This is a genomic window from Shewanella xiamenensis (assembly GCF_024971755.1).
Classification (GTDB): Bacteria; Pseudomonadota; Gammaproteobacteria; order Enterobacterales; family Shewanellaceae; genus Shewanella; species Shewanella xiamenensis.
On sequence record NZ_CP079718.1, the window covers coordinates 3,805,015 to 3,818,392 of the forward strand.

Here is a 13,378-nt window from a genome sequence, read left to right on the forward strand (position 1 = left end):
TAATTCCAGATTAAAAACACCCATTTCATTTGTAACAAAGTCTATTCTTTGGCGTTGTGGCATTGGTTTGCGCAGGCTATCGCCTTATACTCTTGGCCTTAAACACAAAACAACAATAACGGAAGCAAGCTTTATGACTCTTGGTACCAATCAGGTAAGCAAGACACATTCGTTTATGACTGTGTCACTTATCGAATTATGGGAACGTTTTGGTTATTACGGCATGCAAGCGCTGATCGTGTACTTTATGGTGCAGCGTCTTGGCTTTGATGACTCCCGTGCAAACTTAGTTTGGAGTGCCTGTGCGGCGCTGATTTACGTGTCGCCAGCCATCGGCGGTTGGGTTGGGGATAAAATTCTCGGCACCAAACGCACTATGTTGCTCGGTGCGGGGATTTTATCGGTAGGTTATGCATTGATGACGGTGCCGACCGAAAACACTTGGTTTATGTTCTCCGCTCTTGGGGTGATTGTGGTCGGTAACGGTCTATTTAAACCCAATGCCGGTAACTTAGTCCGTAAGATTTACGAAGGTGATGACTCTAAGATCGACAGCGCCTTTACCATCTACTACATGGCGGTAAACGTAGGTTCAACTTTCTCTATGCTGTTAACGCCTTGGATTAAGGACTATGTTAACGCGCAATATGGTAACGAATTTGGCTGGCATGCCGCTTTTGCCGTGTGCTGTGTGGGCCTAATCGTCGGCTTAGGTAACTATGCCCTGATGTATAAGAGCCTCGCCAACTATGGTTCAGAGCCTGATACTCGCCCCGTCAACAAAAAGAACCTTGCGATCGTATTGGTATTAGCGGCACTTTCCGTTGTTGGTTCGGCCATTATTCTTGAATATGAAGATGTTGCCCGAGTATTCGTGTATGCCGCGGGTGTGGCAGTATTAGGGATTTTCTTCCACTTAATTCGTACCAGTGAGCCAAGTGAGCGGGCCGGCCTTATCGCAGCGCTAATCCTCACAGTGCAGACGGTATTCTTCTTTATCTTCTATCAACAAATGTCGACTTCGCTGGCCCTGTTTGCGCTGCGTAACGTCGATTGGGATTTCCAAGTCTTTGGTACCCATTTGTGGACTTGGTCTCCTGCACAGTTCCAAGCACTGAACCCAATCTGGATCATGGTGTTAAGCCCTGTTTTGGCTTGGAGTTATTCATGGGCAGGTCGTAATAATAAAGACTTTTCGATTGCCGCTAAGTTTGCCTTAGGTTTTGCGGTTGTCGCGATTGGCTTCTTTATCTACGGATTTGCAGGTCAATTTGCCGTTGAGGGTAAAACCTCTTCTTGGGTAATGATCTGGGGTTATGCCTCTTACTCACTCGGCGAACTGCTGGTGAGTGGTCTTGGTTTAGCCATGATCGCCCGCTACGTACCGGCTCGTATGGGCGGCTTTATGATGGGCGCGTATTTCGTGGCATCGGGGATTTCCCAGTACTTGGGCGGCGTTGTGGCTAACTTTGCCAGCGTGCCACAGGACTTAGTCGACCCACTGCAAACTCTGCCAGTTTATACCAATCTATTCAATAAATTAGGTATTGCAGCCGTAGTTTGTACTTTTATCGCCTTAGCCGTATTACCACTGATGCGCCGTTTGACCGAAAGTCATCACGCCCATAACAGTATTGAAGATAACGCGGCGGCCTCACTACGTGATGTGAAAGCCGAGCAATAATCCTTCACTCGCATAAGTCATATGTGAGCAATAAAAACTGCCGACAAGCCCCGCTTGCGGCAGTTTTTTTATACCTTTAGGTTACTGCTCATCACCAAACAATCTGAACTTTCTATGCTGATTTTTCATGCATCGGCTTGGGATAAGGCTTTCACCCCTGTTTGCAAAACTAAGATGTTCGGTTCCAATTTTAACTCAGTGTTAAGCTAAAGCCTTGAGCTTGTTTATCGTTGATACGTCACCATATCCTAGGGTAAGACTCAATCAGCACTGACAGAACAATCGCTTTAGCGCCCACCACATTCATCCGTGGGAGACAAATAAAGCCGTTGCTACAGGGCTGACACACGCAAAGAGGCGCTTAATTTATGGCTACATCATCCACATCAACATCATCTGTCATCCCATCGCAGGCTGTGCCCGCGGCTAAATCTCCCCTGGCGGAGATTCCCTTTTCACTGTTAGAACTCGCCCCCGTACGTCAAGGTGCCAGCATCGGAGAAACGCTACGCGCCAGCCTGCAATACGCTAAGGTGGCCGATGACTTAGGCTTTAATCGTTTCTGGTTTGCCGAGCACCACAATATGCCCGGTATCGCCAGCGCCGCGACATCGGTATTAATTGGCTATATTGCCGAGAATACTAAACGCATTCGCGTCGGCGCGGGTGGGATTATGCTGCCCAACCATGCGCCCCTAGTGGTTGCCGAGCAGTTTGGTACGCTCGAGAGTCTTTATCCTGGGCGTATCGATTTAGGGCTTGGCCGCGCCCCAGGGAGCGATCAAATCACTAGTCGCGCCCTTAACCGCGATATGAGCCGCGCGGAGCAATTTCCCGCCGAGGTGAGCGAGTTACAAACCTTACTCGGCGACTACAATGGCCATCATCCCGTCAGAGCGATTCCCGGCGAAGGCACCCATGTGCCTATATGGCTACTTGGCTCTAGCCTGTTTAGCGCCCAGCTTGCAGCACAGCGCGGCTTACCCTATGTCTTTGCAGGGCATTTTGCACCAAGGTTCCTCTACGATGCGATTGAGATTTACCGCCGCGACTTTAAGCCATCTAAGGTGTTGGATAAGCCCTATGTCATGCTTGGCCTGCCGCTTATCGCCACCGAGACAGACGCCGAAGCCGAATACTTGAGTACCACCTCCAAGCAACGAGTGCTTGCGCTAATCCGTGGTGAGGCGCTTTGGTTAAAACCGCCAGTGGAGAGCATGGATGGCTTGTGGAGCGAGCAGGAAAAAACCTATGTCGATAACTTCTTAGGCTTATCCGTCACCGGTGGCCCCACCACCATTAAGCACCGCTTAGAGATGATAGTGAAAGAACTAGGTGTCGATGAGTTTATCTTTACCAACGATTTGTATGATCAGGACAAACGTGAGCGTGCACTGCAAATCCTGATGGAAATGAAAGGAAATTAAGCGTTAAACCACGCCATAAAAAATCCCGCCTAAGCGTAATGCCGTTCACTTAAGAGTGAACGGCATTTTTCTTTGGTCTAACCGGAAACTTGTTTTTGCTCATTTTAAGGACTCGTGGATATGCCCTTTCCCGTTTACCATCCAGCTTAAATTGCCGTGCATTTCGTTCTATATCCAATACGTCTCTCGGGACATTCCCCGGTGTTTGTGATGACAGTTGTGTCAACTTGAAGATGATATAACTCGCCGCATCCCGAAAACTCAGTTGATTGGGATGGACCGATGGCAAGCTTTTAGCCATCAGCAACATCTTATATCTAATGAGATTATAGGCCAGTAGCACGCCCCATAACTCTTGAGTCACCAGCTCCGGTAGTTGACTGCGGAGCGTAAAACGGCTCTCCAGTAGATGTTGTTTCATCTCTCTATAGCCCAGTTCGATTTCCCATCTATGGGCATATAAGTCGACGATGTCTTCGCTGGGGTAACGCATCGGGTCTGTCAACGAGGTCAAAATGGCGACTGACTTACCTTTCACTATCTTAGTGAGTAAACGCGCTTCAAGGGTATCTGGGAGCTGCGGCCATTTCTTTCTGGCTTGAGGTGTCGTGGTGAGTTTCACCCACTGGTCATGTTTCCCCAGCGTTCGCACTACTTCATATTGAGTGCCTTTCTTCAGTGGCAACAACCAGTGGCTATCAGGTTGCGCTTGCTGCCAAGCGTGCAGCAGGCCGAGCGAGTAAAATCCTCGGTCAAATAGGGTTAGGCTGTGATTGGGAATGCTAGGAATGAGCTGGGACGCTAAGTTCATTTCATTTTCGGCAACCGAATCAAAGGCGCTGTTGACCAATAAATGGCTGCTTAATTCCATCAAGCAAACCATGCGAATTTGCGGATAAGCCGCTTCGCCTAAAGCGTTGGCGGTTCGTCCAAAGGCGGCTTGATTTTGAACACTATCGGGTGTCCGCCACACGACACCATCAACACCATACAAGTTAAGACCGCACCAATGAGGATGTTCAGCTCTCGCGTGCCAGGTATTGGCGCTGCGGCTAAATACTTCTCTAATAACCTCACTGCCCAATCGTTTACGCGCCTGAGTCACGGCGCTGCGTGCAACATAATCAATCTCTTGCGGCAAAACAATGTCGAGTTTGTTGATGAGTGACCGAACAGACTCCCCTCGGAACAAAGCCATTCCGATAACGGCCCAAATCATCGCGTCCATCGGCAATTTACGCCGTCTTAACGTCGCAACGCCCTGAGAGTCTAGGCAAGATTGAATTAACTCAGGTTCTAACACATCAGCTAAGCAGGTGAATTCGGTTAGGCGGGTAATATGAGTACGGGCGAGTGCTTCTGAGAGTTGCATAAAAAATCCGATGACATGAGGTCATCGGATTTTGATCTTTTCAGCGAGATCGTCAAGCGATCTGTCTTAACTGATCGGCATTACGCCTAAGCGGGATTTTTTATCTCTGTTAACCTTTTAACACGGCATCGAAGCAGGCTTTAAGAATGCCCAGCCCCGCTCCAAGCTGCTCGTCTGGCACTGTCAATGGCACCAAAATCCGCAGCACGTTTCCGTAGGTGCCGCAGGAGAGGAGAATCAATCCTCGGTTTCTTGCTTCGGCTAAGATTTGAGCACAGTACTGAGGTGCAGGTTTGCCATCTTCCATTAATTCAATGGCGATCATCGCCCCGAGACCACGCACATCGGCAATTTGTGGATGTTCGACTTGCATGGTATTTAACGCCGACTTAATCCGCTCGCCAATCGCATTGGCACGCTCAAGCAGCTTTTCCTCTTCAAACACCTCAAGTACGGCGAGCGCCGCCGCACAGGCCAGTGGGTTACCGCCGTAGGTGCCGCCAAGGCCACCGGGACCAATAGCATCCATGACTTCAGCTTTACCCGTAATACCTGAGAGTGGGAAGCCACCAGCAATGGATTTAGCAAAGGTTGTGATATCGGCGCTCACGCCCATTTGCTCCATCGCGAAGAAGGTCCCCGTGCGACCCGCCCCCGTTTGCACTTCATCGGCAATCAACATAATGCCTTCACGGTCGCACAGTGCGCGTAAACGTTGCATAAAGGCTGGCGAAGCGGCATAAAACCCGCCTTCGCCCTGCACAGGTTCGAGAATAATTGCGGCAATATCGCTCGGCTCGGCATCATTTTTAAAGATACGTTCGATAGAGGCCATCGCATCATCATCGGACACGCCGTGTAGCGCACAGGGAAACTCAGCGCGGAACACATTCGCCGACATTAACCCCATGCCTTTACTGTAAGGCGCGATCTTTCCCGTTAACGCCAGTGCCGCCATAGTGCGACCATGATAACCCGAGGTAAAGGCAATCACGCCCGCCCGCTTAGTGTATGCTCGAGCAACTTTAACTGCATTTTCAACCGCTTCTGAGCCGCTGGTGAATAAGGCCGTCTTCTTGGCAAAATCCCCCGGCACTAACTGATTAAGTTTTTCACAGACTTGAATATAGCTTTCATAACCCAGCACCATAAAACAGGTGTGGGAGAAGTCCTCAAGCTGCGCCGCAACAGCCGCCTTAACCTTAGGATGTAAATGCCCAGTGTTGAGCACAGCAATACCACCGGCAAAGTCGATAAACTCTCGACCTTCAACATCCCACACACTCGCGTTTTCAGCGCGGGCAGTAAAAATTGGGTGAATTTGACCCACTCCACCAGCTACAGCGGCTTGGCGACGTGCCATCAATGAATCATTAGTTGTGCTCATTTTGTGTTCCTTACTTGCATTCCCAACTTGCTGAAGTCGCATTGCCTGTCAAGCGTCAGTCACTTAAACAGACATACAGATATATTTGATTTCTAAATATTCTTCGATACCGAACTTAGAGCCTTCTCGGCCGAGCCCTGAGGATTTCATTCCGCCAAACGGCGCGACTTCGGTGGAGATCAACCCAGTGTTGACGCCTACCATGCCGTATTCCAATGCCTCGGCCACTTTCCACACTAAGGAGATATCACGGCCATAAAAATAAGCCGCTAACCCAAACTCGGTATCATTAGCTTGCTTAATCACATCGTCCACATCGGTAAACTTAAACAACGGCGCCAATGGGCCAAAGGTTTCTTCACGGGCCACGCGCATACTGCTATCGACATGCGTCAGTACCGTGGGCTCGAAGAAGTTGCCACCTAAGCTATGGGGCTTGCCGCCCGCAACCACCGTCGCCCCTTTGCTGAGCGCATCCTCAAGATGGCTCTGGACTTTTTCGACCGCCGCGCGATTGATAAGCGGTCCTGTAGTGACGCCTTCAGTAATCCCCTCGCCCACCTTTAATTTACCCACGGCAATGCTGAGCTTGCGAGCAAATTCATCATACACGCCCGCCTGAACATAAATGCGGTTAGCGCAGACACAGGTTTGCCCCGCATTGCGATACTTAGCGATCATGGCGCCTTCAACCGCCGCATCGATATTGGCATCGTCGAATACGATAAATGGCGCGTTACCGCCTAATTCTAAAGACAATTTCTTCAGCGTCGGCGCGCATTGCTCCATCAACTTAATACCCACTTGGGTCGAGCCGGTGAAAGACAACTTACGCACGACTGGGTTACTGCACATCTCATTACCAATGCCGATAGCATCACCGGTGATCACGCTGAACACTCCAGCGGGGATCCCGGCGCGCTCGGCAAGCACGGCTAAGGCTAACGCGGTAAAAGGCGTTTGCGGCGCAGGTTTCACCACCATAGTACAACCCGCAGCCAGTGCTGGCGCGGCTTTACGGGTGATCATCGCCGCAGGAAAGTTCCACGGTGTAATGGCCGCGGTCACGCCCACAGGCTGCTTGATCACCATGATGCGTTTATCGCCCTGATGCCCAGGAATCGTATCGCCATAGACGCGTTTCGCCTCTTCGGCGAACCATTCGATAAAGGAGGCGGCGTAGGTGACTTCACCCTTCGCTTCGGCAAGGGGTTTGCCCTGCTCAGTGGTCATCATTAGCGCTAAGTCATCACTGTTTTCATTGAGCAATTCAAACCAGCGACGCAGCTTGGCACCACGCTCTTTTGCGGTAAGTGCTCGCCATGCAGGCAATGCCGCTTCGGCTGCCGCTATCGCCGCTTGCGTTTCGACTTGCCCCATCACAGGGACACTGGCGATCACCGCGCCCGTCGCGGGATTAGCGATAGCGACAGTTTCTTTTGAGTGCGCATCGCACCACTGACCATTGATATAACATTGCTGACGCAGCAGACTCGGGTCTTTTAACAACACAGGAAATTCCTCTCGCGGCGAGGTAATGCCTTACCTCGTATAAAAATTTATATAAATTAGATACCTAATTTATCTCTTAGACTGTAATACCATGCCCCCAGCGCACTAAAAGGCACACGTAAGGCGTGTCCGCCGGGGAAGGGATAATGGGGCAGCGCCGCAAAAGCATCGAAACGTGTGGCTTGGCCATTGAGCATTTCGGCAATTAACTTGCCTGCCAAGTGGGTATAAGTGACGCCATGGCCACTACAACCCTGTGAATAATAAATATTTTTACCAATACGGCCGACCTGTGGTAGACGCGATAAGGTCAATAAAAAGTTACCCGTCCAAGCATAATCAACCTTAACCCCTTTTAACTGTGGGAAAGTTTTGAGCATATTCGGAATAATCAGGGATTCAATATCCGCAGGATCGCGGGCACCATACACTACACCACCGCCGTAGATCAGGCGCTTGTCACCAGACAGCCTAAAATAATCAAGCAGATAGTTACAATCTTCGACACAGTAGTCTTGGGGCAACAGACTTGCAGCCAGCTCTTCATCCAAAGGCTCTGTGGTGATCACTTGTGTACCGCAAGGCATAGACTTGGCTTGTAATTCTGGCATAAGTTTACCGAGGTAAGCGTTACCTGCCACCACCACAAACTTGGCTTTTACACTACCCTTAGCGGTGTGTACGACAGGAGTATCGCCTTCATCGACCCGCAGCACCGCTGAGTCTTCAAAAATCTTGCCGCCGAGGGATTCTACTGCACGGGCTTCACCCAAGGCTAAATTCAGAGGGTGAATATGGCCGCCGCTCTTGTCCAACATACCGCCGACATAGCGCTCAGTATTTACCACAGTTCGAATGCCGTTTGCATCGAGCATCTCAAGCTTGCCAACATGGCCATGGCTTTCCCATAACTGCTTTTGATGGCGTAAATGTCCCATCTGCTTTTCGTTCATCGCCGCAAATACGCCGCCATCTTTTAGATCGCAGTCAATGTTGTACTTAGCAATACGGTCACGGATGATGCGTCCGCCCTCGAAGGCCATTTGACCAAAGAGCTTGGCTTGTTCTTTGCCAACGGTTTTTTCAATGGTATCAATGTCACGGCTATAGCTGTTGACGATTTGTCCGCCATTACGCCCCGAGGCTCCCCAACCAATTCGCGCCGCTTCGAGCACCACCACACTAAAACCCGATTCGAGTAAATGCAGTGCGGCAGACAGGCCTGTATACCCCGCACCAATCACACAAACATCGGCTTCAATCGATTCCTGTAAACGCGCGCGCTCAACCTTATCGTTGGCCGATGCCGCATAATATGATCCAGTGTGAGGTATGGCTGACATGATGTTCCCTTGATTTTTATGTTCATTATTTTAAACAACTATCACATCCTACACCTTCAAATCGGGAAACACTAGCCATAAAAGCACAATAATTTACACAATGTTTGATATTTCAAACAAGGTGTCCTTTATGTGTTAAACAGATTTGAAAATTGAGTGTAGAGGTACAGATAAGAAGACTTGGCGGGAAGAGAGAAGGATGGCCTTTGGTATCAAGGCCATCCTTTTCGCGAGATATTTCGACTCAGTGCTTGCTCACTCTGCTCTTGAATCTCAGCACTTGAATTCCCGCTTATTTGTGTATGTTAGTACACGTTAGTTAAGCGGCATACGCTCACGTTTTTCGGCGCGTCTTGCCATATACCACGACAGGAAAGCGATTAATGACACGCATAGAATGATAAGTGTTGCCAAGGCGTTGATCTTAGGCGATACCCCCAAGCGCACCGAGGAGAACACCACCATAGGTAAGGTCGTCGCACCGGGGCCTGAGGCAAAGCTTGCAATCACTAAGTCATCGAGTGACAGACTAAAGGATAACAACCACCCCGCCACTAATGCCGGCGAAATCATAGGCACAGTGATCAGGAAGAAGGTCTTAAGCGGCGTTGCACCAAGATCCATTGCTGCCTCTTCGATTGACATGTCTAACTCACGCAATCTTGAAGACACCACCACAGCCACATAGGCCGCACAGAAGGTCGAATGGGCAATCCATACTGTCACCATGCCGCGCTCTTTCGGCCAACCTAAAAGATCTGCCAAATGCACAAATAGCAGCAGTAATGACAAACCCGTGATGACCTCGGGCATAACCAAGGGCGCTGTGATCATATTTGACAAGGTGAGCTTGGCCCATGAACGCTTAAACCGCGTCATCACAAAGGCAGCCATAGTGCCGATAATCACCGCCATAGTGGAGCTGTAAAACGCAATTCTTAGGCTGGTCCATACGGCATCGAGGATCTGCTGATCGGCAAATAGCTCGCCGTACCACTTAGGTGAAAAACCGCCCCACACTGTCACAAGCTTGGATTCGTTAAAAGAATAGATCACTAGAATCAGCATTGGCGCGTATAAAAAGAACAACCCAAACCACAGCATTACAGAAGAAAAACTCAGCTTTTTCATAGGTCTTTCTCCAAACTACGTGCTTGATAGCGATGGAATAAGGTAATAGGAATAATCAGTAGTGCCAGCATCACAATAGCCAGTGATGAGGCCATAGGCCAATCACGGTTATTGAAGAATTCCTGCCACAACACTTTACCTATCATTAACGAATCTGGACCGCCGAGCAGTTCAGGGATCACAAACTCGCCTACTGCCGGAATAAATACCAACATCGATCCAGCAATCACCCCACTTTTGGATAAAGGAAAAGTAATTTTCCAGAAAGTGTTAATCCGGCTTGATCCTAAATCCGAAGCAGCCTCAATTAAACTCATATCTAACTTCACTAAGGTCGCATACAGAGGCAAGATCATAAAGGGCAAATAGGCATAGATAATCCCGATATAGACGGCGATATTGGTGTTCAAGATTTGCAATGGCTCAGAAATGACTCCTAACCACATCAATGTGTTATTGATAATCCCCGTGTTACTTAAGATCCCCATCCAGGCATAAACGCGGATTAAGAACGAGGTCCAGGAAGGTAGCATCACCAATAACAACAGCACGGTTTGCAACCTTGCTGGCGCACGGGCAATGGCATAGGCCATAGGATAACCAATGATCAAACAGCCAATGGTTGAAATGAGCGCCATTTTTAATGAGCTGAGATACGCAGTGTAATACAGCGAATCATCTAGCAACATCAAATAGTTACCCAAATGCAGGAAGATATTTAGTACATCATCTGCATATTGAAAAGTCGCCTCATAGGGCGGAATTGAAATTGCCGCCGTAGAGAAACTAATTTTAAGGACAATGGCAAAGGGCAAAGCGAAGAACAGCAATAGCCAAGTATAAGGTAGACTTATCGTCCAGAAGCGTCCTTTAAGCCATTTAAGTTTGGACTTTATCTTCATGATCTTAACACCACGCCACTGGTGTCCTCCCAACTGATAAACACTTCATCATCCCAGGTTGCATGGTCGGCGCGGCGTTCACGGTTTGTCATACTGCATTGCACAATCTGACCATTTTCAAGGCGAATGTAGTACACCGAGATCCCACCTAAATAGGCAATATCATGCACTATGCCCTTAGCCCAGTTGTATTCACCTTCAGGTTGTTCACGGCTGATAATGGTTTTCTCAGGGCGGACAGCGAGCCATACGTGTTTTTCTTCAACACTGGTGGTTACCCCGTAACCCACATAGAAAGGCTGTACTAAATCATTGGGTTTTATGATGAGGTGGTCGACTTCGTCCACTTCAATCTCACCGCCAAAGAGGTTCACTGAACCGATAAATTCGGCAATCATGCGACTATTTGGACTCTCGTAGATATCCATAGGAGAGCCGGTTTGAGCTATCCAACCATCACTCATAATCGAGATCCGGCCCGCCATGGTCATGGCCTCTTCCTGATCATGGGTCACCATCACACAGGTCACACCAACACGTTCTAGGATTTCAACCACTTCTAACTGCATCTGAGTACGCAGTTTTTTATCTAGCGCCCCCATGGGCTCGTCAAGCAATAATAATTTCGGACGTTTTGCCAAAGATCGAGCAAGGGCGACCCGTTGGCGCTGACCACCAGAAAGCTGATGCGGTTTACGTTTCCCGTATTGCTCCATATGTACCAACTTGAGCATTTCCTGTACGCGTTGCTCAATTTCAGCTTTCGGTAATTTGTCTTGCTTTAAACCAAAGGCGATATTTTGTGCCACTGTCATATGGGGAAATAGCGCATAGGATTGAAACATCATATTGATCGGACGTTCATAAGGCGGTAGATCGGTAATATCTTCACCATCGAGAAAAATCCGCCCAGAGGTCGGTCTTTCAAACCCCGCGAGCATACGCAACAAGGTAGACTTACCCGAGCCTGAGCCTCCAAGTAAGGCAAAAATTTCGCCTTTATTGATCGTCAATGATACGTCGTCAACTGCACGCACATCATCAAACAGCTTACTGACCCGCTCAATCTTAAGCAGGACTTTTTCTTGCGTCTTTGTAGTGGGTTTATTGGTGACGCCCGAGGTGCTTGCCATAGTACTTCTCCACCCGAGTATTGATGTGATAACACATTCAACACTTGAGATTTACACAATGAATTAATGAATAGAGATTTAATCTTGCAGACTTAATGTCCAAAGGAGCTGCCATTGTCTTGTTTATCAAAAGGGGCAAGCTGTGCTTGCCCCATGTCGATTATTGGCCAGATTTCACTTTGGTCCAGACGCGAGTTAATACACGTTGGATTTTCAATGGACGAATTTCGCCAATATACAATTTATCTAATACTTCTTTTGGTGGATAAATCGCTGGGTCATTGCGAATCGCTTCATCGACTAAGGGCTGCGCAGGATCGTTAGGATTTGCGTAAGCCACATAGTTAGAGATAGGTGCAATCACCTCAGGGCGAAGTAAGTAGTTGATAAGCTTGTGAGCATTTTCCACGTTAGTGGCGTCTGCTGGGATGGCTAACATATCAAACCACAGGTTGGCGCCTTCTTTAGGAATAGAGTAACCAATCTTATTGCCATTACCCGCTTCATCGGCGCGGGCAGCAGCTTGGAACACATCACCAGAGAAACCATAAGCCACGCAAATATCACCATTGGCGAGATCAGAGATATAACGTGATGAATGGAAATACGTCACATAGGGACGAATCTTTTCGAGTAACTCACCGGCTTTTTCGTAATCTTCGGCCTTAGTACTGTTAGGATCGAGCCCAAGATAAATCATCGCCTGTGGCACCATATCATCGGCCGAATCTAACATGGCAAAGCCACATTTAGAGATTTTTTCAGCATATTTTGGGTTAAAGATCAGCTCCATAGAATTTAATGGTGCATCTTCACCCACAGCCGCTTTCACTTTATTGATGTTGTAACCAATACCATTCGTTCCCCACAGATAAGGGACTGCATATTGATTACCTGGATCGGCCTTCTCTAACAGCTTCATCAGGTCAGCATTGAGGTTTTTAAAATTGGTGAGTTTAGAGCGGTCTAGTGGCTTGAATGCACCGGCCTTAATCTGTTTAGCGAGGAAATGGTTGGATGGGACAACGATGTCATAGCCGCTGCGACCAGATAATAACTTAGCTTCGACAACTTCGTTGCTATCAAACACATCGTAAATCACCCGAATCCCAGTTTCCTTTTTGAAGTTTTCTAAGGTGTCTTCTGCAATATAATCAGACCAATTATATACACGCACAACTTCTTCAGCTTGAGCAGCTACGCTGGCAAGTGATCCTGCGGTTACTAGCGCCAAAGTCGTCATCTTATTAAATAGCTTCATGCTTTCTCCTTTCTCGGGTAGCAGAATTGCCTTTAACAATTCTGAAATTGTGTCACCGACCATCTGCTCGGTTATTGTTGTTATTCTCGACCAATGCTACACCTTAAAAACCGCATCGGCAGTCTCTACAGCACCATAATGCCTTCATCTCTAGGTCGCTGCAATGAATGGGATTATCAGATTTCATGCCAAATTTATCTATATCTATATTTGCATTAACAAGCAT

At 48.3% G+C, this 13,378-nt stretch carries 10 protein-coding genes; 2 read left to right on the forward strand and 8 right to left on the reverse strand.

Going from position 1 to position 13,378, the window contains the following annotated elements; translation table 11 throughout:
- The first annotated feature begins 133 nt into the window (after window positions 1-133).
- Both KXJ80_RS17885 and KXJ80_RS17890 read left to right on the forward strand, forming a co-directional pair.
- Window positions 134-1,684, forward strand: a complete 1,551-nt coding sequence (locus KXJ80_RS17885) for a peptide MFS transporter (protein WP_218738151.1) — start codon at window positions 134-136, stop codon at window positions 1,682-1,684.
- A 368-nt stretch (window positions 1,685-2,052) separates the two neighbouring features.
- Window positions 2,053-3,111: an LLM class flavin-dependent oxidoreductase gene (locus tag KXJ80_RS17890; RefSeq protein ID WP_256931068.1), complete on the forward strand. Its 1,059-nt coding sequence runs from the start codon at window positions 2,053-2,055 to the stop codon at window positions 3,109-3,111.
- A 49-nt stretch (window positions 3,112-3,160) separates the two neighbouring features.
- On the opposite strand, the gene KXJ80_RS17895 is transcribed toward KXJ80_RS17890, so the two are convergent.
- The 8 genes from KXJ80_RS17895 to KXJ80_RS17930 all read right to left on the reverse strand — a co-directional run bounded on the left by KXJ80_RS17895 (window position 3,161) and on the right by KXJ80_RS17930 (window position 13,152).
- Window positions 3,161-4,483, reverse strand: coding sequence for an IS4-like element ISSba6 family transposase (locus KXJ80_RS17895; protein WP_259474481.1), 1,323 nt, complete (start codon window positions 4,481-4,483; stop codon window positions 3,161-3,163).
- Between the two features lie 109 nt (window positions 4,484-4,592).
- Window positions 4,593-5,870 (reverse strand): 4-aminobutyrate--2-oxoglutarate transaminase, encoded by a 1,278-nt coding sequence (gene gabT, locus KXJ80_RS17900; RefSeq protein ID WP_172587578.1) that lies wholly within the window; start codon window positions 5,868-5,870, stop codon window positions 4,593-4,595.
- A 63-nt stretch (window positions 5,871-5,933) separates the two neighbouring features.
- The gene (gene gabD / locus KXJ80_RS17905; RefSeq protein WP_259474482.1) at window positions 5,934-7,382 is read right to left on the reverse strand and encodes an NADP-dependent succinate-semialdehyde dehydrogenase; all 1,449 of its coding nucleotides are present in this window, start codon (window positions 7,380-7,382) and stop codon (window positions 5,934-5,936) included.
- Between the two features lie 56 nt (window positions 7,383-7,438).
- Window positions 7,439-8,725, reverse strand: a complete 1,287-nt coding sequence (locus tag KXJ80_RS17910) for an NAD(P)/FAD-dependent oxidoreductase (protein ID WP_218737186.1) — start codon at window positions 8,723-8,725, stop codon at window positions 7,439-7,441.
- Window positions 8,726-9,040: 315 nt separating this feature from the next.
- Complete coding sequence (locus KXJ80_RS17915) at window positions 9,041-9,856, reverse strand: ABC transporter permease subunit (protein WP_037415420.1); 816 nt, start codon at window positions 9,854-9,856, stop codon at window positions 9,041-9,043.
- Complete coding sequence (locus KXJ80_RS17920) at window positions 9,853-10,758, reverse strand: ABC transporter permease subunit (protein WP_037415417.1); 906 nt, start codon at window positions 10,756-10,758, stop codon at window positions 9,853-9,855. The genes KXJ80_RS17915 and KXJ80_RS17920 overlap by 4 nt, the downstream gene beginning before the upstream one ends.
- Window positions 10,755-11,891, reverse strand: coding sequence for a polyamine ABC transporter ATP-binding protein (gene potA, locus KXJ80_RS17925; protein WP_037428537.1), 1,137 nt, complete (start codon window positions 11,889-11,891; stop codon window positions 10,755-10,757). The genes KXJ80_RS17920 and potA overlap by 4 nt, the downstream gene beginning before the upstream one ends.
- Window positions 11,892-12,051: 160 nt before the next feature.
- Window positions 12,052-13,152: a polyamine ABC transporter substrate-binding protein gene (locus KXJ80_RS17930; RefSeq protein WP_037415411.1), complete on the reverse strand. Its 1,101-nt coding sequence runs from the start codon at window positions 13,150-13,152 to the stop codon at window positions 12,052-12,054.
- Between the last annotated feature and the right edge of the window lie 226 nt (window positions 13,153-13,378).